This is a genomic window from Oceanobacillus sojae (assembly GCF_007991515.1).
GTDB lineage: Bacteria > Bacillota > Bacilli > Bacillales > Amphibacillaceae > Oceanobacillus > Oceanobacillus sojae.
The window spans coordinates 1-22,743 of the sequence record NZ_BJYM01000006.1 but is presented as its reverse complement, the minus strand read 5'-3'; the positions used below and the strand labels follow the sequence as shown (position 1 = coordinate 22,743).

At 33.0% G+C, this 22,743-nt stretch carries 24 protein-coding genes; 9 read left to right on the top strand and 15 right to left on the bottom strand.

Going from position 1 to position 22,743, the window contains the following annotated elements:
- Positions 1 to 100: 100 nt before the first annotated feature.
- The 4 genes from OSO01_RS08280 to OSO01_RS08265 form a co-directional block, all read right to left on the bottom strand.
- A complete protein-coding gene (locus OSO01_RS08280) occupies positions 101 to 577 on the bottom strand; it encodes a phage tail tube protein (RefSeq protein ID WP_077601566.1) in 477 nt (158 codons plus the stop codon).
- Entirely contained in the window at positions 574 to 978 is a 405-nt protein-coding gene (locus tag OSO01_RS08275; protein WP_186813592.1) for a phage tail terminator protein, read from the bottom strand. The genes OSO01_RS08280 and OSO01_RS08275 overlap by 4 nt, the downstream gene beginning before the upstream one ends.
- An 871-nt stretch (positions 979 to 1,849) precedes the next feature.
- Entirely contained in the window at positions 1,850 to 2,374 is a 525-nt protein-coding gene (locus tag OSO01_RS08270; protein WP_198048554.1) for a hypothetical protein, read from the bottom strand.
- 442 nt (positions 2,375 to 2,816) lie between these two features.
- The gene (locus tag OSO01_RS08265) at positions 2,817 to 3,041 is read right to left on the bottom strand and encodes a DUF739 family protein (protein WP_147209970.1); all 225 of its coding nucleotides are present in this window, start codon (positions 3,039 to 3,041) and stop codon (positions 2,817 to 2,819) included.
- A 295-nt stretch (positions 3,042 to 3,336) separates the two neighbouring features.
- On the opposite strand from OSO01_RS08265, the gene OSO01_RS08260 reads away from it, so the two are divergent.
- On the top strand, positions 3,337 to 3,720 hold the full coding sequence (locus OSO01_RS08260) for a helix-turn-helix domain-containing protein (RefSeq protein ID WP_147209969.1): 384 nt from the start codon (positions 3,337 to 3,339) through the stop codon (positions 3,718 to 3,720).
- Between the two features lies 1 nt (position 3,721).
- Positions 3,722 to 4,195 (top strand): ImmA/IrrE family metallo-endopeptidase, encoded by a 474-nt coding sequence (locus tag OSO01_RS08255; protein ID WP_147209968.1) that lies wholly within the window; start codon positions 3,722 to 3,724, stop codon positions 4,193 to 4,195.
- Between the two features lie 121 nt (positions 4,196 to 4,316).
- Here OSO01_RS08255 and OSO01_RS23915 read toward each other — a convergent pair whose 3' ends face one another.
- The 3 genes from OSO01_RS23915 to OSO01_RS08245 form a co-directional block, all read right to left on the bottom strand.
- Positions 4,317 to 4,445, bottom strand: coding sequence for a hypothetical protein (locus OSO01_RS23915; protein ID WP_281289834.1), 129 nt, complete (start codon positions 4,443 to 4,445; stop codon positions 4,317 to 4,319).
- 214 nt (positions 4,446 to 4,659) lie between these two features.
- Entirely contained in the window at positions 4,660 to 5,844 is a 1,185-nt protein-coding gene (gene nagA, locus OSO01_RS08250) for an N-acetylglucosamine-6-phosphate deacetylase (RefSeq protein ID WP_147209967.1), read from the bottom strand.
- Between the two features lie 364 nt (positions 5,845 to 6,208).
- Positions 6,209 to 6,832, bottom strand: coding sequence for a DUF5067 domain-containing protein (locus OSO01_RS08245; RefSeq protein ID WP_147209966.1), 624 nt, complete (start codon positions 6,830 to 6,832; stop codon positions 6,209 to 6,211).
- A gap of 904 nt (positions 6,833 to 7,736) precedes the next feature.
- On the opposite strand from OSO01_RS08245, the gene OSO01_RS08240 reads away from it, so the two are divergent.
- From OSO01_RS08240 to OSO01_RS08235, 3 genes are all read left to right on the top strand, one after another.
- Positions 7,737 to 8,834: a C40 family peptidase gene (locus OSO01_RS08240; protein WP_147209965.1), complete on the top strand. Its 1,098-nt coding sequence runs from the start codon at positions 7,737 to 7,739 to the stop codon at positions 8,832 to 8,834.
- 342 nt (positions 8,835 to 9,176) lie between these two features.
- Positions 9,177 to 9,320, top strand: coding sequence for a nucleotidyl transferase family protein (locus OSO01_RS23270; RefSeq protein ID WP_186813591.1), 144 nt, complete (start codon positions 9,177 to 9,179; stop codon positions 9,318 to 9,320).
- Positions 9,321 to 9,635: 315 nt separating this feature from the next.
- Complete coding sequence (locus OSO01_RS08235; RefSeq protein ID WP_147209964.1) at positions 9,636 to 10,862, top strand: LCP family protein; 1,227 nt, start codon at positions 9,636 to 9,638, stop codon at positions 10,860 to 10,862.
- Positions 10,863 to 10,933: 71 nt separating this feature from the next.
- On the opposite strand, the gene wecB is transcribed toward OSO01_RS08235, so the two are convergent.
- On the bottom strand, positions 10,934 to 12,049 hold the full coding sequence (gene wecB, locus OSO01_RS08230) for a non-hydrolyzing UDP-N-acetylglucosamine 2-epimerase (protein ID WP_147209963.1): 1,116 nt from the start codon (positions 12,047 to 12,049) through the stop codon (positions 10,934 to 10,936).
- A 135-nt stretch (positions 12,050 to 12,184) separates the two neighbouring features.
- Positions 12,185 to 12,742 (bottom strand): RNA polymerase sigma factor, encoded by a 558-nt coding sequence (locus OSO01_RS08225; protein WP_147209962.1) that lies wholly within the window; start codon positions 12,740 to 12,742, stop codon positions 12,185 to 12,187.
- A 373-nt stretch (positions 12,743 to 13,115) separates the two neighbouring features.
- On the opposite strand from OSO01_RS08225, the gene OSO01_RS08220 reads away from it, so the two are divergent.
- From OSO01_RS08220 to OSO01_RS08210, 3 genes are all read left to right on the top strand, one after another.
- Positions 13,116 to 13,346 carry a DUF1659 domain-containing protein gene (locus tag OSO01_RS08220; protein ID WP_147209961.1) on the top strand — a complete coding sequence of 77 codons (231 nt, stop codon included), beginning with the start codon at positions 13,116 to 13,118 and terminating at the stop codon, positions 13,344 to 13,346.
- Between the two features lie 33 nt (positions 13,347 to 13,379).
- The gene (locus OSO01_RS08215) at positions 13,380 to 13,592 is read left to right on the top strand and encodes a DUF2922 domain-containing protein (RefSeq protein ID WP_147209960.1); all 213 of its coding nucleotides are present in this window, start codon (positions 13,380 to 13,382) and stop codon (positions 13,590 to 13,592) included.
- A gap of 140 nt (positions 13,593 to 13,732) precedes the next feature.
- A complete protein-coding gene (locus OSO01_RS08210; RefSeq protein WP_147209959.1) occupies positions 13,733 to 13,873 on the top strand; it encodes a YvrJ family protein in 141 nt (46 codons plus the stop codon).
- Between the two features lie 131 nt (positions 13,874 to 14,004).
- Here OSO01_RS08210 and OSO01_RS08205 read toward each other — a convergent pair whose 3' ends face one another.
- Together OSO01_RS08205 and OSO01_RS08200 are read right to left on the bottom strand one after the other, a co-directional pair.
- The gene (locus tag OSO01_RS08205; protein WP_147209958.1) at positions 14,005 to 14,745 is read right to left on the bottom strand and encodes a WecB/TagA/CpsF family glycosyltransferase; all 741 of its coding nucleotides are present in this window, start codon (positions 14,743 to 14,745) and stop codon (positions 14,005 to 14,007) included.
- A gap of 63 nt (positions 14,746 to 14,808) precedes the next feature.
- Complete coding sequence (locus tag OSO01_RS08200) at positions 14,809 to 15,876, bottom strand: MraY family glycosyltransferase (RefSeq protein ID WP_147209957.1); 1,068 nt, start codon at positions 15,874 to 15,876, stop codon at positions 14,809 to 14,811.
- A 219-nt stretch (positions 15,877 to 16,095) separates the two neighbouring features.
- On the opposite strand from OSO01_RS08200, the gene OSO01_RS08195 reads away from it, so the two are divergent.
- Positions 16,096 to 16,815 carry a glycerophosphodiester phosphodiesterase gene (locus OSO01_RS08195; protein WP_186813590.1) on the top strand — a complete coding sequence of 240 codons (720 nt, stop codon included), beginning with the start codon at positions 16,096 to 16,098 and terminating at the stop codon, positions 16,813 to 16,815.
- A 382-nt stretch (positions 16,816 to 17,197) separates the two neighbouring features.
- Here OSO01_RS08195 and tagH read toward each other — a convergent pair whose 3' ends face one another.
- The 4 genes from tagH to OSO01_RS08175 form a co-directional block, all read right to left on the bottom strand.
- Positions 17,198 to 18,031, bottom strand: a complete 834-nt coding sequence (gene tagH, locus OSO01_RS08190) for a teichoic acids export ABC transporter ATP-binding subunit TagH (protein ID WP_147209955.1) — start codon at positions 18,029 to 18,031, stop codon at positions 17,198 to 17,200.
- A gap of 16 nt (positions 18,032 to 18,047) precedes the next feature.
- Positions 18,048 to 18,875, bottom strand: a complete 828-nt coding sequence (locus OSO01_RS08185; protein WP_147209954.1) for an ABC transporter permease — start codon at positions 18,873 to 18,875, stop codon at positions 18,048 to 18,050.
- Positions 18,876 to 19,324: 449 nt separating this feature from the next.
- Positions 19,325 to 21,253: a CDP-glycerol glycerophosphotransferase family protein gene (locus tag OSO01_RS08180; RefSeq protein ID WP_246145096.1), complete on the bottom strand. Its 1,929-nt coding sequence runs from the start codon at positions 21,251 to 21,253 to the stop codon at positions 19,325 to 19,327.
- A 478-nt stretch (positions 21,254 to 21,731) separates the two neighbouring features.
- Positions 21,732 to 22,743: N-acetylglucosaminidase (locus OSO01_RS08175; RefSeq protein ID WP_147209953.1), on the bottom strand; the 1,012-nt coding region annotated here is incomplete at its 5' end.

Below are 22,743 nucleotides of genomic sequence, written 5' to 3'. Positions count from 1 at the left end.
TTATTCGTCGCTCTCTTCCTCTTCTCCTGCTCCATCCGATTCTTCTGGATCTTCAGGCTCAGGCTCATTCGGTTCTTCTCCCCCGTTATTCGGGGGATCCTCAGGGAGTAGCTGTGGTCTTTTCAGGACGGCGGTCCCAGCTGATAGAGCATTCAAATACTGCGTACTCTGATGCTTCTCCACCTGTTACTTTAGGATCCTTCACTGTAGCAACTCCGGCAAATTCATCTCCGTTAGTGCGTACTTGTTTAAACATGATTTTTCGACCTGATCCAGTCTCAAATTCCAGCCCGGCAATAAACTTCATTGCCTCAATCTCATCGTCATACATACCTTCAAAGGCATATGTTTTTTTCACACTGATAACATCATCCTCTGGTGTACCATCACCATCGTAAAAAGCCATGTCTTCTACTTCTTCTTCTGTATCATCTGTTACGCTGGAAATCCATTTTGCCAGACGCAGCCATTCTACTTCCTCTGTACCATCCTCTGGAACAGCACCTACATAGTATTCTGTTTTCGCATTCTTCTCTCGTCCAAAAAATTGGATGTTTAATTTTAGTAATTCGCTCATAATATTTTAACCCCTTTGTGTATTGTAATTTTTGCAGTAATAGATAATTCATAAATAAAAAATCCCTGCTCATCATATAGAACTAATGCAGGGAAATCATTTATATTGATACTTTGAAATTTGTAACTATCATTTTCGCTTGGCAGATTGTCTAAGCTTTCCAGTTCCTTATAAATACTGGTTAAGCTCTCCAAGCACTCTTGTCGGTCTTTACTTTTAGCTGAAACTTGTATATTGTAATTTTTATCTCTTGTACCGTCGAAATAAATTGTTTCATCAGCACCAGGTATAGAAGTGATTGCTATAGAGTATTCATCATCTATTACTCCAATAACACTTTGGCTAAACAGATCCAAACTATTGATTCGACGGTTTAATTGCTGCATAAAGTCTGCTTTCATCAGTTCTTCATCCTTTTGATGATTTATTCCTTGCCTTTGTTGTAAATTAATTATGCTGTAATACCACATCTTATTTAAGGCCAGCACTTCATACTATTGATTATAAATGTAGTTAAACTGCTTCATATAAGTTATCTGCGAGCAGTTTTATTGCTTATAAGAACAACTATATCAATCCTCCTTTCAATTTATATTTAGTATTTTACAAAACGTGACATCACCTCCTTACAGCATTCAGAATATAATCCTATAAAAAAAGACATCCGTTAATGGATGTCTCATGTTCACCAGCACATTTCTATATAATGATGCCAGGATTTTTTATAAACTTTTCTATGCTATTATATTAGCACCCTTATAATGACATTATCAAGACAGCTTTACGACAGGTTCATTTTTCAAATCATTTGGCAGAGACAACAAAAAACACAAAAGTAACTGTTCCTACAGCACCCTTGTGGTTTTACAATGAAATCTGAACTTATAATATGAATTATTTTATATATTTTTCTATACTATCATACTAGCATCTTCATCACGACACTATCAAGACAGCTTTACGACAAGATCTTCTTTTTAAGCTTATAACTGATAAATAAAAACTTAGCGTTTAAAACCTGTACCAGAATAACCTTAACCAATTAACTGCATCATATAATTCAAAATTAGTATCGGTCCAGAGATTCTTGTTCAAATAGAAGATGAACTATTACTTTTGTATTAAAAAAACCACGGAAGCAGCTGTTTTTACAGCACTTCTGTGGTTTCCCGATAAAATCTGAACTTATATTATGAATTATATTGGATATTTTTCTATACTATAATATTAGCACCTTCATCATGACACTATCAAGACAGTTTTTCAACAGGATCAGTTAGCAAAACTTATAGCTGAGACTCCGAAAAAGATAACCGGTAAATCTTCTATCGCCTTTTTTAAATAGCGGTGTACTGTTCGTTCATCAATATTCTCTAATTCCGCAATTTGTGAGATAGTATATTTCTGCTTTGATAGATATCTTTTTTCCAGCACTTGATAATATTTTAATTCATTTTCGTTACAGGAACGCCGGTAAGCCTCCATCTTCCCCTGAATAAAGTAAACCATGGAAATTGATTTTCTTTTACTGCGTTTGATAGATTCGATAGACTCCAAGCTGATTGTTTCTATATCTAATTCTTGAATGGATGTTTCATTAAACTCTTCTAATTCATCCATCAGTTCTTCGCAGTGAAGAACGAGAGCTCTATAATTCTTTAAAAGCAGCTTAATATTATGCAATCGATAATCTTGCTTAGTAATTTCACGTTTCTCCATATCTTCTTTATACGTTTTAATTGCTTGCTCAGAAACAACTTCAGTGATTAATTTTAATTGTTCATCAGTTAAATTCATCGTTATTCCCCCCTCAAATTAGTTTTTATGATTGATAAAAGTCTTACGAAGAAAAAGTTCAGAATCCCAATTTTTCTCCGCTAAATTTACTGTGAAAGTCCAGCAGGGCCTAATTAATATTTAAATTGGTGAAAGCAGCTGAGCTTCCATCATTTCCTTTTAGAACATATACCGTCTTATATCTTCATTCACAGACGATGCTCTTTGCTGGTTAATTTTCTTTTGATTGAGCATTCTGAGATTTTCAAATGCATGATTAAGCTGCTCTAAAATAGTATTTTTCATTTCCTATTGACCACATCCAGCTATTCTTAAAGCTTTTTCATTGATGCTTAGAATCCGGTTGATCTCTTCAATAACATCACCATAGTCTTCTTCCAAAAAATGATCTTTAAGCATTTTTCAACCCCTCCTCAATATAAATAATTTATTCATTTTATGTTCAATTTTTTTGAACTCCATAATTAAAAAAATATCTCGGGATTTCACTACTATTAATTTCAAGTATTTCTATAGCTTTTGCAATTTCTTTTTGTTCCCATCCAATTTTTCCATTTAATTTTAGAGCAATTAATTTTTCCGACAGACCTATTGCTTTGGCAAAACTATATTGGCTACCATACTTTTCAATAATTTTGCTATATAAACTCGAGTAATTGAATTTCATAGTATCAACCTCTTCCTCTTGTTCAATTTATTTGAACTTTAGTAAATCCTACCATTTAAATTATTTTTCGTCAATATTAAAGTTCAAATAAATTGAATTTTTCCATTGAATAAAGTTTATACTTTGTATATACTTAAATTATTCTACCAAATCATTTTTTCTTTATATTTGGTTACGTCAGTTATCATTGTTTATTATTTTACATAATCATCATGCAGCTTCTCTGCACACTTAAAATAGAGTATATATTACAAACAGACATAAACGGAAAAATTTTATAAGGGAGATTCTAATTATGCGATTAAGTACAGGAGAGCGGTTAAAGCAAATCATGAAAGAAAGAAATTTAAAGCAAGTAGATATACTTAACTCAACTAAAAAATACGCTCGTGATAATATCAAAATATCTAAAACAGATCTCAGTCAATATGTAAATGGTAAGACAGAGCCCAGGCAGGATAAATTATATATATTGGCTGAGGCGTTAAATGTAAACGAGGCCTGGCTGATGGGGTATGATACACATAAAGAACGAATTCCTGCTGATAAAAGAGAAGCTGACGAAGACGAAATAGATACGATTGCTGCTCATCATGATGGAGAAGATTGGACAGAAGAAGAATTAGAAGAAATTGAGCGGTTTAAAGCTTATATACGTTCTAAAAGAAATGAGGAATAGTATGTATGAAAAATTATTAAATCACGCCAGTAAATATAATGTAGAGGTTTATGAAAAATCCATGGTTAAGAATGTTAAAGGATTATATGCAGATAATATCATATGGATAAATAAAAATTATTTAAAAACCTCCGCAGACAAAGCGTCCATTTTAGCAGAAGAATTGGGTCACTACCATACTACTGTCGGAGATATAATAGATCAATCTAAGATTGCTAACCGAAAACAAGAGCTGCGGGCCAGAGCCTGGGCTTATGAAAAGACTATTCCTATATCCAAAATTATAGAAGCTCACCGGTTAAATTTGAGGAACAAATATGAATTAGCTAATTACCTGGAGGTTACTGAGGCATTTTTAGAAGCTGCTTTGCAAAGATATAAGGATAAGTATGGGTTGTCTGTTTATTATGATAATTATACTGTTTGTTTTGATCCTTTGGGGGTTATTGAGTGGTTTGATTGTAGGGATTTTTGATGAAAAAGAACTAACACTCTCTTTTTGTTAGTATATTAATTTGATTCACTCTTAATCAATTTCTTCTGAACAGATAATGCACTGAGCCACTTGGAAATCCAAGTGGCTCATAAATAATTTGTTAATATCTTTCTATTTCTTTGCTTTCATTACCAATAATGGTATGAGCAGTCTCTAATGCATGTTTTACCGCTAATCCATAGGCAAAAAATTGGGAAGTAGATGCTACTTGCCCTCTTGCATGATTCATTAAGAAATCATTGATAACTTTTTTATATTATCATTATTCCAGATCGATACAATTGATTTAACTAGAATATATTTAATCAATAAAATGTATTACTTTTCTACCTTGTATAGCTTTAATTAAAACTGAATGAAGTATTCATTTCTAGTGTGAGTAAACTCATAACCATGTAACTCTATTTAAACTGTATATCCTTCTCAATCAAACGTTTGAACAATTACTTATTATCCTTTTCATATGCTACTTTCCCCTTGCAAATCGTATATACAATATCCAGCTGATCATTTAACAATACAAAATCAGCATCCTTCCCAGTTTCAATACTCCCCTTTCTATCAAATAGGCCTATTTGTTTTGCCGGATTTACTGAAGTCATCTTCACAATATCCTCAAGCTCTACTCCATCCAATTTCAGCATAATTTTCACTGCATCAATCATCTTCAAAATGCTTCCTGCTAACGAACCATTGTCCAATGTAGCCTGTCCATTTTTCACTTCAACAGGCTGGCCACCCAGCTCATATTTTCCATCTTCCAATCCTTTTGCCCGCATGGAATCTGTAATCATAATAATTCGATCTGATCCAATATTATCAAAGATTAACTGCAGCATTTCTGGTACAACATGGATGCCATCAGAAATTAATTCTGCATGTAAATCCTTTAATTGAAATGCTGCTCCCACTGCTCCAATATCCCTGTGATGTATACCGTTCATAGCGTTGCATAGATGTGTCAGCTGTCTAACACCGGATTGAATAGAATCTTTTATCTGGCTAAAAGAAGCATCTGTATGCCCTGCAGAAACATTAACACCGGATTTATATAGTGTTTTTATAAAGTTACCTGTTTTATCATGTTCGGGCGCCATTGTAATTGTTCGGATTTGTCCATTTGCATCTTTTTGCCATGTTAGAAATTTATTTAAATTTGGTTCTGTAATATATTGCTTTGGTTGTGCCCCTGCCTTGGATACCTCTACAAATGGTCCTTCCAGATGGACACCAACTAAATCTGCACCTTGGTTTTGTTGATCAACTGTCCATACAGAAATATTTCTTAATGCATTTGATATTTCTTCATCTGATTGTGTGATTGTTGTGGCAAGATAACTTGTAGTTCCTTCTGATGGCAATTTATTTGCAAGGATTTGTAATGCTTCTGGTGTAGCATCCATGATATCAACACCATAACCTCCATGGATATGGGAATCAATAAAACCCGGGAGCAGTTTTAATTTGTTTTGGGCATCAATAGTCTCTCCCTCAAAATCAGTTAACTCTTCTTGTTTAAGAATTTGTGTTATTTTACCATTCTCTGTCATAATAGATACGTCATGCACAATTTTTTGATATAGATAGGCTTCCTTTACGTTTTTTATAAGTAATTTTGAATTTCCCACTGTCTATTTCCTCCATTCTTTTTTCATGGCTTATGTTTTGTTTTCTCTATTATAACGCTATCACTTGAATAAATGTATTTTTTGTTGTTATTTCCCGGGAAATGACATGATTTATCGAATTACATTGGATATTACTCTTTTATAAGAGTAATTAAAGTGAGCCTTCATTAATGGGAACTTTTCTTTCTCTTCTCATATAATTTGCCTTATGTATTTTTCAAAAAAATACATTCTCCTTCTCTTCTATCATTAAATAAAAGCTAGTAATTCAGTATAGAATCAAAAGTATTTAACATTGTATGCTAGACAATTAAAAAGACACCCTGAAATGGATGTCTTAATTTATTGTTGAGTCTTATTTTAATTATTCTATCTCGTAATCTGCTCTACCTATTTCATCACCAATCAAATCTTTGATAGCTACCAAGGTAACTGGTGTTTCTGTATCAGTCAATTCATAGGAGATAGAGTTCTCTACTGTTCCGTCTTTTTTTATATTCGCCATTTGAGTGTCCAAATGTGCATCATCAGGAAGCATTCCTACTGAGAGCTCATTTTCTATGTTAGGATCATTATCTTGTATTGCAGTAAACGTAAACATCCAAGCTGTTGAAGGGTCTAAATCTTCATCAGATAAATTAGTTGTATTATACCAAATAGCGAACACAGGATTTTCTCCATATTCATTACCTTTTTCACCTGCTGGAATTACTTTAGTTTCAGTAATTTCAATCTTAAATTTATCGGTTTGGAGCACATTGTCTTCAAAGAATTCGTCATTCTCTTCTTCATTTGATTCTTCGTTTTCTACTTCTTCACTTTCTGCCTCTTCACCATCAGTTTCTTCTGATTCTGTGCTTTCATTATCATTATTATTTGTTTCCTCTGCAGATGCAGTTTCATTATCCGTTTCTGAACCTTCTTCATTCTCACCGCATCCTGCTAATACTAACACGCTTGCAAATAACAAAAATAATAATTTCTTCACCCTAATCTCCCCAATCTATGTATATTTATATGAATATTTTACCATATCTAAAGTTAAAATGGTAGTAGCCCTCTTTAATATAAACAATACAAAACAATTCCAAGGCTTTGTACTTACAACACATCACACATTTTAAAATAAATAATAGATTAATACATATATAATATATAGGTTACATTTCATTTTCTACCTTATTAACACATAAATAGTAATAACTCCGTGATTTTTATTACATTCCCTTTGGTCAGGAGATACATCTACTCTTCTCGCAAAATAAAACAAATTTTTACCTTTTTATTAGAACTCCTAAAGCCATTCAATACTGAAAAACAACTTCTCACTCGTTACTATATTACTATTAATATCACTTCCCCAAGGGACTATTCAACCTATCTAAATCTTTATATCTTGTAATCCTACAAAAAAGTAGTTCCATAGAACTCCCCCTGATAACATTACAAACATATTACAAATCCATATATCATCTACCATAATTATCTATAAAACGATATACTTTTATAAAGATGTATTTATTGGAATTATTTTTTATAGACAGATGCATAAATTTCTATTTGTATTATGTTTGTAATTAAATAAACTAGTAATACCTCATTATAAAACTATTAAACCACACTCTAAAATTACAATTAATATACATCTGTGGGTAAAATACATCTTGTTGTCCTATGTCGAATATGCAATTTGTTCCTGTACCAAGATTGTTACGTATGTATTTAAAGATATTCTTCTTCATTTAATCGTACGGACAAAGCTTCGAGAGAATAGTAATCTAACTATTATTATTTTCTTTAAAGCACTCCTCTTTGGTCTCCATACAAATAATCATATTCAGCACACATCTAACAACACCCCGAACACTAAAATCTAAGGAGGCAATACACAAATGACAAACAAGAAAATACTCTTATCTGTTACTGCTTCAGCAGCAATTGCATCTGCTTTTGTTGCTACAGACAGTGCTGACGCAGCGTCTTACAAAGTAAAAAGCGGCGATAATCTTTGGAAGATTGCACAAAATCAAGGAACAACTGTTTCTAAACTAAAATCTCTTAACAACCTTTCTTCGGATCTTATTTTTCCGAATCAGGTATTAAAAACAACCGGGTCTTCGAGTTCAAGTTCTAACTCAAGTTCCAGCTCTAATTCCGGGTCAAGCAGTTCTGGCGGAAGTACATACACAGTAAAATCTGGTGATACATTAAGCGGTATTGCACATAAACATGGTATTTCTTTAAACAATTTAATGAAGTGGAATAATTTATCTACTACCTTAATTTACCCAGGAAATAAATTAAGTGTCAGCAGTGGCGGTTCCAGCAGCTCTAGTTCAAGCTCCAGTTCTAATTCAAGCTCTGGATCTAATTCTTCCAGCTCTAGTTCTTCTAGCACCTATACTGTAAAATCTGGTGATAGCCTTTCTAAAATTGCGAGTCAACAGGGTACTACAGTATCTAACTTAAAATCTATCAACAATTTATCATCTGATTTAATTATTGTTGGTCAGAAGTTAAAAGTAAGTGGCTCAAGCAGTTCCAGTTCTAATAAAAGCTCTGGCAGTAGTTCCAGCAGCAACAGCAATAGTTCTTCAAGCAATTCATCTTCCAGTGCTGGTTACGATGTAAATAAACTCATTTCAACTGCACAAGCTCAGACTGGAAAGCCTTATGTTTGGGGAGGACAATCTCCAAGCAGTGGTTTTGACTGCAGTGGATTTATTCATTACGTAATTAATCAGGCTGGTAAAAGTATGGGGCGGACAAATGTTGAAGGATACTATAACAAATCTTATACAGTCAGCAGCCCTCAAGTAGGAGATTTAGTATTCTTCTCTGGAACATATAAATCTGGTCCTTCTCATATGGGTTTTTACATTGGAAATAATCAGTTCATTCATGCAGGAACTTCTACTGGTGTTACAGTAACATCTCTAAGTAACTCTTACTGGAGTTCACATTTCGACAGCTATAAACGCTTTTATTAATTTCATATATTAATAGGATTAAAAATCTGTATCTGCTGTTGTTTTAAACAGTAGATACAGATTTTTTTATATACAAAATAACATGTGAGTTTCATCAATGAAGATTTTTAGGTATCACAACCAATTCCGTTCTCTATACAAAAAGGATTACTGTTCGAATTAACCCTCTTTCACACTTTTTTATCAAGAGAAAGATATTTCGAATATATATGCTATATAAAATTGTAATACAAGACTGAATTTTTATATTGGTTAAAAAAAAGCATATTTTTTGTCGCTCTCATTTATTCATTTAACCTTCCTTATGTTACTATTATTTTAATAAGCTTTTAGGAGGTAGAAATGATACGTACTTTTATCACTTATGGAACCTCTGATTTATTGTATATAGGTCATGTGGATTTAATAAAATTCCCCGAAAAAACGAATGATTATTTTATTGTAGAATTATCCACCGATTATTCTAATACACTTAATATTAGCTAGTCTTTTCATTCCTATGACATTCTAAACATCATTCTTTAATCGATATGTTTGTTATGAGAGTTGTTGAAAAGGATAATTTGATAAACTGCGTTCTTTCTGTAAAGTCATCTACTTCCCCAGACAGACGCCAGCAGACGGTATTTCTTCTACAATTATCAAAAAGAATTTAAAGGATGACAACTAAGTATTTGGACATATCGACAAAAAAGGACATGTAATGTAATTGTAAATTTACTAATCAATTATTTCATAGTAGAATTAAGAGTGGTTTATCAAGAAATGAGTCCATATTTCTTGTAAAAAAGGAGATTTGTAATGTCAAAACATAAAAAGGTGCAGAGTCGCAGAGTTACGCGAAAAAAGCGCAAACTTAGAAAAGGGATTTTAATACCTTTAGTTGTGGTCGCCTTAGCTTTGCTTGCAGTTATTGGATATGGAAGTTATTTATATGTTAAAGCAAATAATGCTGTCACTGGTTCTTTTGAAGATGACGGACGCGAGAAATCTGATTTAAGGGATTTCGAGGTTGACCCAAATATCGATAATGTTTCTGTTCTAATTATTGGCGTTGACGAAAATGAAAAACGTAATAATGCAGAAACCTCCCGTTCGGATACCCTTATGTTAGCAACCTTTAACAAGGATGAAAAGAGCGTTAAATTAATTAGTATCCCTCGTGATACGTATGTATATGTACCAGAAGTAGGGCGTGAGGATAAAATCACACATGCCCATGCCTATGGCGGACCAAAAGCAACGATTGAAACTGTTGAAAATTTAATGAATATTCCAGTTGATTACTATGTACGTGTTAATTTCCACGCTTTTGTTGATGTCGTGGATGCGATTGGCGGCATAAATGTCGATGTACCATTTGAGTTTACGGAGCAGGATTCTTCGGATAAAGCAGGAGCTATTCATCTTTATCCTGGAGAGCAAGAGCTTGATGGTGAAGAAGCATTAGCATTCGCACGTACCCGTAAATTGGATAACGATATTGAACGAGGTAAACGGCAAATGGAAGTTGTTAATGCTGTAGCGGATAAAGCAACATCTATCGGATCTGTTTTAAATTTTGATGATCTTATTGCGGCAGTTGGCAGCAATATGAATACAAATATGTCATTCAAAGAGCTGATGACCTTTATTACTTTCGGAACTGGCGGGCTGGACATTGAAAGCTTTACCTTAGAAGGCAGCGATTATCAGCCGGGTTCTACTTACTATTGGCTGCTTGACGAAGTGGCATTAGAACAGACAAGAGCTATGCTTCAAGAGCACTTGGAGATTTCTAGTTCTCTTGCTGAAGATGAAGGACAAACAACAAACGAGGCTGAAGGTCAACAGAATGACCCTTATCAAGGAGAAGGCGAAACAAACCAGGATCCTTATGGAGAATCAAATACGGAAGAAGGAACCTATCAAGAAGATGGTTCTTATCAGGAAGAAGGTTCTGACCAAGAACAGGGTGAGAGCTACTATCAAGAAGAAGAATCGTATGAGGAAACAGACGAATATAATTCAGATGGAAGTCCTTATTAATAAAAAATTCCTTTCCAGAGATAGCTGGAAAGGAATTTTTTATGTTATATTGGCACTTGTCATTTCATAATTCAATTTTTAAAATAGCTCAGAATTGAATCTGCTATTCTTCTTGATGCTTCACCATCTCCATAAGGATTCGAAGCTTTTGCCATTTGATCATGCTTTTGTTGATTACTTAATAATTGATTCGCCATATCAAAAATAGTATCTTCATCTGTACCAGCTAATTTTAATGTCCCTGCATCAATCCCCTCTGGTCGTTCTGTCGTATCTCTCAATACTAGTACAGGAACACCTAATGACGGAGCTTCTTCCTGAACGCCTCCAGAATCGGTCAGTATTAGATGTGCATGTGCTGCAAAGTTATGAAAATCAACCACATCCAGTGGAGAAATCAATTTAATACGTTTATTATTTCCCAGGATTTCATTTGCTGTTTCTTGAACAGCTGGATTTAAATGTACAGGGTAGATAACTTGAATATCTTTATGCTCCTCTACTAATCGGCTAATCGCTCTGAACATCTGCTTCATATTATTGCCCAGATTTTCTCTGCGATGCGCAGTCATTAACACAAGACGCTTATCACCCAGTTCATCAAGAATCTTACTGGAATAGGCTTTATTAACTGTCGTTTTTAATGCGTCAATTGCCGTATTTCCTGTTACAAATATTTGTTCAGCAGGTTTATTCTCATCAATCAAATTTTGTTTAGCTTTTTCAGTAGGAGCAAAGTGTAAATCGGCTATGATACCAGTTAGCTGACGGTTCATCTCTTCAGGAAATGGAGAATATTTATTCCATGTTCGCAGTCCTGCCTCTACATGCCCTACTGCAATTTGATTATAGTAAGCTGCAACAGAAGCTGCAAAGGTAGTGCTGGTATCACCATGAACTAACACAACGTCCGGTTTTACCTTCTTCATTACTTCATCCAAGCCTTCTAAAGCACGGGTTGTAATTTGTGCAAGAGACTGCTGCTTCTTCATAATATTTAAATCAAAGTCTGGAGTTATTCCAAATATCTTCATCACCTGGTCTAACATCTCTCTATGTTGAGCAGTCACTGTTACAATGGACTCGAATTCTTCCGTACGTTTGTTTAATTCAAGCACAAGCGGTGCCATTTTAATTGCTTCAGGTCTTGTCCCAAAGATAGTCATTACTTTAATACGCTTTGTCAAAACTATCACTCCAAGTACATACATTATAATATTAAAAAAATTATCCTTCTCATTTAATATTTCTAAAATCATTATAGCAATCTTTTATGGATTATAAAAATGCCAGCTTTACAACGCATCTATAATCCATTTATCTTACTGTTTTTCCCAGTCCAGATTACGAAGTTTGCGCTTTGCACTTTTCGCCCAGCTTTTCACTGCTTCTAAGCTTATCTGCTCCTTCTCAGCAATTTCCTGATTAGATAGTCCTTCTACAATAGCATAGTCGAACCAAACCTTTTGTTTATCAGTCAGTACAGCTGTTAAATCACTGAAATCGCTTTCAATTGTTTTATTAATAATCCCCTGTGGATTAGCTTCTCCCTCACTTTCAGAAGGTATTTTGTTTCCATCCATATAGTTTCCGGACTGTGTCTCACCTTTAAATTGAATACCCAGCTGCTCAATATATTTTCTTTCCACAATGGATTGACGGAGCACATCAACTAAGCGATTACGAATCTGAAAATTCATGTATGTAGTTAGCGGCCCTTTATCGGGATTATAATTTTCATAAGCTTTCCACATTGCTACAAGCCCTTCTTGAAAGTAATCTCCTTCCCTTTCATCAATTTGCAGTCTTGACATCTGATAGTATACTCTACGCTGATTTTGTTCAATAAAATCTTCCAGCTCCCATTTTTTCTTTGTCATTATTCATCCTCCTTTCTCTCAAGATATTTTTAATCTAGCAGGATCTACATATTATGTCATATTACCCTTTTAGCCTGTTCCCCCGTACAAAATGGCGTTTTACACGGGGGAAAATGACGTTTTGCTCTTAAAAACCTCCTTTTTTATCCTATTTTCGGCTTAAAACGCCATTTTGACTATTTTACAATCTTTTTATCGACAATTTTTGACTTTTATATTTGTTTCGTATTCTGAACCCTTTGATATCAGTGTTTTGCAGGCATTTCTCCTTATTTTTTCGAATGGTCTTTTAGAAAAAAATAAAATTCTTTTTACAAACGTGCCCCCTTTTTTGAATGGGAAACGACTATAGGGGTGAGAGGAGGTGATAAACATGGCAGTTGCTCAACTGACTGAATCTGTTTTGCAGCTTACACTGAATGAGGGTTTCGATCCAATTTCCGGTGAGTTTATCCTGAAGCAAAAACGATTCAACAATGTAAAACCAGAGGCCACTCCTGAACAGCTTTATGAAACAGCAAATGCTTTCGCATCTGTTCAGCAGCATGAGCTTTATGGCGTAAGTCGTCGTGATGTTTCTGAAATTCACGAAGATGAAGCCTAAGCTCTAAAATTTCCAGAGAGGAGGTGAAAACACATGAGAAAACTCGAATTGAAGTTTTTAAATGCAGAGGGAAAGGTTGTAACCTATTCGGTAGATCATCCTACAGAACCGGTTAATTCGGAATCCATTCAAGAAGCAATGGATACTATTCTTCGTGAAAATGCTCTTTATTCCACAGGCGGAGATTTGACTGAAATACACAGTGCCCGCATTGTTGAACGTATTGTAGAAGAGATTGAATTATAATTCTTCTAGTGTTACAGACTTTGTCCCGTGAGGAGGCTCTCCTCACGGCATTGTCTTTTATTAGGTAATACAGATAACCATCATCGTCTATCTGTCCTGTCTGTTCTTGAAAATCATTTAAATAAAAGGTGGTGAATTGTATGGAAGCATGGATTTCTCTATTAACCGATATTGGATTTCCTGCAGCGGTGACCTTTTACTTGCTCCACCGGGTTGAGGGAAAGCTTAATCAGTTAATTGAGTCCATCTATTCGATCTCAATTCCTAAGAAAGTAAATTAAGAAGAGGATTTTCCCATATGAAATAAAATGGGAAAATCCTCTTCTCTGTTATTTATGGAAATACAAGCATGCTAATGTCCGAACTTTACTCGTGTTGTAAAAATAATAATCGCTGCTAAAGCATGCTTCGGTCACTTTTTTCTATTCTTTAAAATAATCCACATAAATTCAAAAAGCTTCAGTGTACGCTTGATTCTCACTCTTGGTTGCTGCAGCAGACGATAAAACCATTCCAGGTTTAATTTAACCCATATTTCTGGAGCCCGCTTAACTTCCCCTGCCAGTACATCAAATGTTCCTCCAACACCCATAAACAATCCATGATTAAATAAGTCTTTATATGCCGCAATCCATTTTTCCTGTTTTGGGAATCCAGCAGCTACTAAAACAATATCGGGAGATGTTGCTGCAATTTCTTCTGCAAGCTTGCGGTCATCAAAATCAAAATACCCATTATGTCTTCCTGCAATATGAATATTAGGATAGTCTGACTCCACTCTTTTTACAGCTTTTTCATTGACGTCCTCTTTAGCTCCCAAAAAATAACAGCTTAATTCATATTCGTCAGCATAATTTAATAAATCCAGTGTTAAATCAAACCCGGCAATCCTCTCTTGTAATGGTGTTTTAAGCATTTTAGCCGCCAAGATAATACCAATACCATCCGGTACCGTATAATCTGCTTCTTGAATCACTTTTTTAAAAGTATCATCTTCCCGTGCCTTCATCACTATCTCTGGATTAGCCGTCACGATAAACTTTTTATCTTTACGGTGTAGGGCAGGGAAAATGTCCTCTACTAAAAATTGATATTGTGTTTTATTAACAAAGTCGATATCCATCACGGTTACACTTCGGCAGTCTTTCTGCATATTCTTTATGTCCTTCCCCACGGTTCATTTCTTATTTATAATTTTTTCTCTATTACGCACTTGTCATTTTTTCCAATATCTATAATGTGATGACCGTTTAAAAAAAGTACTTAACGGCTTAAATTTGCTATTAATCATTTCTAATGTATCAATCAATATCAACAGAACGAACAGAATAACAGCTAAAATTAGTATGGAGCCCCATAAAGTAGTCATTGTAAACAGTATAGCTGAAACACTGAATAATGCACTCAACAAGTAAATAAAAAGCACCGTCTGCTTATGTGAGAAACCGAACTGCATCAATCGATGATGGAGATGGGAACTATCCGGACTGGACATCGGGCGATTATTTAATTTTCTCCGTATCATCGCAATTAACGTATCTGATATAGGAACACCCAAGATAAAGATTGGAATAATAAAAGATACAACGGTAACATTCTTAAATCCAAGTAAGGATAAGACAGAAATCATAAAACCAAGAAATAACGCTCCTGTATCTCCCATAAAAATCTTCGCCGGGTAAAAATTATATTTTAAAAATCCGAGCACACTAAATAACAATATTAATGCCATCGTAGTAACATACGTGTCTCCCATCATCATAGCCATGCCAGTAATAGGAATCAACGCAATACTAGAAACACCTGCTGCAAGACCATCCAATCCATCAATCAGGTTAATTGCGTTTGTAATTCCAACAATCCAAAGAATTGTAAACAGTTCACTAAATAAACCAAACTCTAATTCACCGCCAAACGGCAGGTTAATAAATTCTACTTCAAGTCCTCCCCAAAAGACTACAATGCAGGCAACCAATACTTGAATCACAAATTTAAATTTTGCCGACAAATCATATATATCATCAAAAATTCCGAGGAGCAATATCACTGCTGCCCCGCAAAGTATGGACAAATGAAAATCACTTGCTGGCTGAAGGATAATCAATCCGACAATAAAACTGATTGCAATCGCTATCCCGCCAAGGGTTGGGATAGGTTCCTGGTGAATTTTTCGTGCATTCGGTTTGTCAGTAATATGCAGTTTTTTGGAATACTTGATGACAATCGGTGTCACAATCAATCCAGCAACTAAACTGACCATTGACAACAGAACAATTTGCACCATTTGCTACACCCCTATCTCCCCTTATTATGTATTTATATTATACAACTATACTATCCCCATGTCGATTCATGTTAAGTAAATGTAAATTTTAATAATACAATGTTAACAAAATTAATTGGTTTGTTATGTCTCCTCATTTCATTATGATATGATAAACACGAAGAAGAAAACATAAAGATAAGATATATGATTTCACTCAAGACGGAGGAGGTATTCTTTTTGGTATTAAATTTTGCGCATAGGGGTTCCTTAACAGAAGCGCCTGAAAATACATTGCCTGCTTTTGAAAAAGCATTATCTCATCGACCAAAAGGAATGGAATTAGATGTACAATTAACCAAGGATGATGTATTAGTTGTTTGTCATGATGCAAAATTAACTCGATTTAATAAAAAGAGCACTACTCTTATCAAAGATCTTACCTGGGAAGAAATTCAACAGATTGATGTTGGTTCAGGTTTTAGCGAGGAATATAAGGGTGTACACCTGACATGTCTTGAAGATGTTCTTTCCATCACACCTGCCGAGGTTCTTTTGAATGTAGAAATAAAAAATATTCCTGTTATTTATCCGGGAATCGAGAAAAAGCTGTTAGATTGTCTGGAAACATATAATCGACTGGATAATGTAATCATTTCTTCATTCGATCATGTTGCTCTGCAAAATATTTTTCACCTTCACCCAACATTACGTTTAGGAATGCTTTTTCATTATCGTCTTTTAGATACTTGGAAATATGTTAAGAATAGTGGCCTACCTATTTATAGTGTTCATCCAAACCATGTTTATGTTGATCAAACGTTTGTCCAAGCATGCAAAAATGCTGGATATAGTGTTTTTCCTTATACGGTGAATGATTGGAAGTGTTATGAAGAGCTTGTTTCTTATGGGGTTGATGGGGTGTTTAGTAATCGGCCAGAGATCTTTCAAAATAGTTGATATTTTTCTGTCTGTGTAGAAACTGTAATGCCATTTAGTGCTTTCTATAGTTGTTTTCTATGCAGATATTTTTTCAGTAAAAACAATAAAGAAAAACATAATTAGATAATTAGATGTAGATGACTTCATTTAAAAATCTTTGTGGTTTTTCCTTAATTAATGAAATTTGATTAATTCAAATAGATGTGCCCTCAAGTCTTTCTTGGATATTTTTCCAATTTCATTATACAAGACTTGGAAGGCACTTTTTTTATAATTGAAATTCTGGGTAAACGAAAGCCTGGACTTATTGGATACAACAGAACAAATTCAAGTAGTATTTCTTTATAATTATCTTTTTAGGTAGCTGCAAATTCTTAAAAACTTTGCAAACCTTGGGATATCATTGTTTTCGTGCCTGACCATAAATAAAAGATCTACTTTGTAAATACTTACTATTCTCAGCAATTTTTTCACTACGATATTGTTTTCGTTGTTTGTTATTCATTTTTTTCCATGTCTTCAAGAATTGTTCGTATTTAGGTATAACATCTTCCGTATTACCATAGTCTTTAACTACTCCATATTCTAACCAAAGAATTTTTTCACAGAATTCTTTCATCTGACCAAGCGAGTGACTGACAAAAATCATTGTCTTTCCACGCTTTTTAAACTCTCTCATTTTTTCTAAACTTTTTTCAGCAAATGCTTTATCTCCTACTGATAATGCTTCATCAATAATTAATATATCAGGGTCAACATTCACAGAAATCGCAAAGCCCAAACGGGATTTCATTCCACTAGAATAAGATTTAACTGGTTGGTCGATAAAATTCTCTAATTCCGCAAATTCTATTATTTCTGGCTCAAGCTGTTTTATCTCTTTTTTATTAAACCCCAGCATTAATAATTTCATTTCAATATTATCTCTACCTGATAAATCTCCTTTCAATCCAGCAGAGACAGCAATAATAGAGGCCTCACCATTCAAGATTACTGAACCACTTGTTTCAGGTAAAATCCCAGCAATAATATTGGACAATGTAGACTTACCAGATCCATTAATGCCAATAAACCCAACAATATCTCCCTTATCTGCTTCAAAATTTACATTTGTAAGTGCATAGAAGTCTTTACCATAGCTTTTAGGGGTGATTAAATCAAGTAATCTTTCTTTATTTCCATTATATAATTTATATTTTTTCGTTACGTTTTTTACTATTATTGCTTTTTCCATTTTCAACACATACCTTTTATAAAAAGTCGATAAAATGCTTTCTAAATCTCATATGCAAGCCAGCCCCAATTATTAACAATAAGAAAACTACAAGCCAAAAATAAAGTGTTAACAATCCATTTGTTATAAAATACCACTCTGTTCCAAAAAACGCTGCACGGTAGCCTTCTATTAAATAATATAGCGGGTTTAATTGCATAATATTCATTAACCATGGAAAATCTAGAGCCTCAAGCTTACTGAGCGGCCATAATACGCCAGATATATAAAGAAACATTCTTAAAGTTGAATTTAATAGCATATGAAAATCTCTGACAATTGTTGAAATAGTTGATGTGATTAAAGAAATTGCGAATAAAAAAATCAATGTTGCAATCATAAAATAAATTAACTGCAAATAGTAAATATTAATATAAAAACCCATAAACTGATAAATTATAATAGATATGACTATCGTTATAAGATGCACGTAAAACTGAGAAAATATAACGTAACTTGGTATAATGCTCATAGGAAAATTCATCTTAGAAAGCATCTTCAAACGGGAAAAAACAGATTTAGACCCTTGTACAGTAGATTGATAAAAGAATATCCAAACGAAAAATCCGCCAATTAACCAAGTAATAAATGGAACTGGTTCTCCTCCCATTGTAATATCATCTCGAGACAACAATAAACCAAAAACAAACCAATAAATTAAAATTTGAATAGCAGGATTTAATATTTCCCATCCCATTCCAAGATAATTATTTTTATTTTTATTTTTTAACTCATATAATGACAATCTTCTAATAAGATAAAAATGACTAATTTGTTCTTTAATAACCTTCCATAAAAAATTCATTATTTTTTCCTTTCAATAAAAGAATAACCTATATTCACGTTATTAAATTATACAAGTTCTCTTCCTAAAACACAATCATAAGAGAAGTGAAATATTATTTATAAGTAATAATTTCATATTCCCAAGATAAATTAACATTATAGCACTCTCAGTTTAACTTTTTGAATAAGAAAATATTTCCTTATTTAGTATTGCAGGTAATTTAACCCAGACATACGGAGTTTTAAGCCACTGTCTGGGAATAAAATAATTAATCCAGTTATTGGAAGAAGGAAGAGCCATCATTTCCTTGATTTTATAAAAAACCTAGAGCTTATCAGTAAATAAACTCTAGGATATTATTTTATAATTCTTCTATATCAAAATATAACTCAATGTATTATTAACACTTTGTTCAATTATTGGACTGTTATTACTATGTTCCCGAATTTACATTCAGTTTCAAAAAGTTAAATAATACTCTTTATAAATCTATAAACATTCTGTGTGTTTTTACCAGAAGTATATTCGACTAACTCATTGAACTTTTCAATATATTTTTCCTGTTGTTCTATTGAATAATTCTTAACTATCTTCTCATGAAGACTTTCTTCTAAATCATAAGCTATATCACCAAAACAATTATTTTTTTGTAATATGTTTGGAGCTCCATACTCAGATTCCGCCAATTCCTTATCTCCCCAAAAATATACTACGTTACTACCTCCAGCGAACGCATAAAAGCAAATAGAAGAATAGTCAGTAATAACAACTTTTGAACTTAATAAGGCATCTTTTATATCTCCATCATACAGAAACTGCTGAATAGATTCATAAATATCGTTAAACTGATTTTCAAGTAATAATTTAGCCTTGGGATGCAATATTAAGTTGATTTTCTTTGAATCATAAAATTTTTCTTTTTTAACGAGCTTTAAAAATTGAAGATATCTGTCAATATATGAATTACTTTCAATTCTACCTGTTAAATCCCACGGTCTCCACGTTAATAAAAAGCTAATTTCATTCTTACTGTGTTCTTTTTCTTTAACATATAAATCTAAGTTAGGGGTGCCTGCTTGAATTAGTTGATCGCTTTTATATTTTGGGTATTTCATAAAATAGCTACTTTCTACTTTAGAATTCGTAACAACATAATCGGGTGCTATTGGCACTTTCTTATTATAGTAACCTCTCTCAAAAACATTGGTAGCAAGCGAAATCCCATGTTGTAAAAAAATCTTTTTATTTGTATTTAATATTACTTTTTTCAAATTTTTGCTGTTATCATAAAGATTTCTAAGTATATGCGTCGATAAATCTGAAGAAATTAATTTATCAGCATTAAATATTGAATAAAAAGATTTAATCGAGTTATGAGCTACTATACTATCTTGGCCGAAGTGATTCTGTAATTCCTTAAACTTTTCATGTTTTTTATTCAATATATACACAGCTTTTTTATCATTTTGGGATTTTGCGTATTTAAATACTTCAAACGCTGATTCACTTGCTCCACTAGAAAATTTTTCAAAATATATATCATAACTTTTCTTAGGTGTTATTAATGTGAATAATTTAGCTAATATTTCTTTTATCTCAACAGTTTTATTTAAATAGTCGCTTACAACCAAAACTAATTGCCCAGTTATAGATTTTCTTAGGAAAGTTTGAATACGATTTTTTTTAATTGTATATCTTCTAGAACTATATATATAATGTTTTTTATCATAGGAATCATACCCATTAAATTTTAGAGGATAGTAGTAATTTAAGTCATCAAAAGTATGAGATTTTATATAAATAGGGTTATTAATTTCGCTACTTTGCTCGTACTTATGTAAGACATCTTTTAATTTAACTCTACAAAAACCTAATTGTGTTAACAAAGAGAATTTATTTGTATTTTCTGAGAATATCTTTCTTAAAAACCTAGGTAATATATATTTAAAATCATAATTTAATGATTTATCATACCCTATAGCGATTTTTACGTCTAACATATTCGAGTACCTAAATCTAATGATGCCGAAAATAAATAGGGAGCGAAAAAAACTAAATTTTAAGATTTTATGAGGGGGAGATGACTCAGCTTTTTCTAATACTTTAACATCTGGCAGTATCTTATGTTCCCTCATAATCATAAAAGATAATCTTCCAACCGGGTCTAAATAGATTATCATATAAGTATTGGGAATTTTTTTATTAGGAAGCTTTTCTAAGATTTCTATTTCACCAGTCTGTTTATTATTTTCTATTACAATTTCATTATTTTTATAAATATAAAACTTTTTAAACGGCATTCTTCTTTTACCATTTAATAAAGATCTATTATTATAGTCTTCGTAGTCGTCTTTCAAAAAAAGATCATTATCTTTTACTTTTACAATAGACTCCAAAATGTTCCCTCCTTAAAATTAAATAATCTTTTATGCTTTATTAAATGTGGAATTTCATAATTAAAGCTGTAAAAAAGGTAGTTAACGAATTAAAACTATCTTTTTAATGTAGCTGTTCCAAATCAAACATAACCAGAAAATCGAGTATTGATATGACAAATACTAAGCTAATTAGAAAATATATAATAAAATAAAACAACAATATACATAATACCTAAAAAAAGATTTTATGACAACCATATCTAATTAAACATTAAGGAAATATATTAAATCTAATTTATAGGTAAAAATAACCTGCTAGGAATTATTATTCTTAAAAAACTACCTTCTACTACCTGTTAAAACTAGGTACAGAGGTAGTTCTTATATTAGGAGGTATCCCTTCTCACCGATAAGAAAAGCTTATCCTTAACTTTCTTTAATTTTATACTAAAAATAGCATCCTATTTTTATATTTTCATAGGATGCTATTTTTAAGTTATTTATATCTTGGTATTTTAAATCTTAGTACAGGGTTATCTAGCTGAGCATACATATTTTGAATATTTCCTACTTGCTTTGTTGCCCAACCAATATCTGTAGCATACTGTGGATAACCAGGGTTAGCTGGATTCCATCTCATTTTATAAAGAGTATCTTGATTATAGCTATTGTGAATATAACTAGAACCAATGAATTTTGCTCCACCGATAATTGCTTTTTCTGGCGTGTTCCAGCCTTCACGATATGCACGTACTGCTCCTGCACGGTGTGCATCACCATCAAAAGCTCCAATTCCGAACATATTATACACTGTTTGAATATTATTTAAGCTGCTTCGATTACTAGATGTTGCAAGAACTGGATTACCAGAGCTGTTCGTTCCTACTTCGACACCTTTAGCTAATGCAGAACTTCCATTCCCGGTTTCCAGTAAAGCATGAGAAATCAAATAAACTTCATTTACTTGATGCTGTTTCCCACCATCAATAAAGGCTTGGCCTTTTCCTGATAAAATTCCTTTACCTGTTAAAATATTATTTAATGAACTGGCATTTACTCCAACACTATCAGATAAAGAAAGGTGTTGAAAGATATCGTTATTAGATGGGTCTAAATACTGTTGGACATCTTGTCGCGTCGGGTTCCTCCATGCTTGATAACTAATTTGATAGAAGTTATTTTGACTGCTTAAAATATTTACAATACTACCTCTTTCTAAAAGTCCGTAAACATGGCTGCTTGTGTCTGCAGCAGCTCTAACATTAACATTTGCAGTTGTTCTGTTACTTGTTACGTAATTTTGATGCACAAAAGCCGGGCTGTTTCGATATTTATCGGTTTGCTGTAACTGATTCATTTGTCTATTTAAAGCTTCGTTTAAAGTTACATTAAAGTCCTCATAAACCATACGATTGTCTATTAAATAAGATTCATGAATAAACACCTGACGGTTATTTAAAGTCCCTCTATACCATATGTTATTTCCCACGCGTTCTGTTTTATTAACC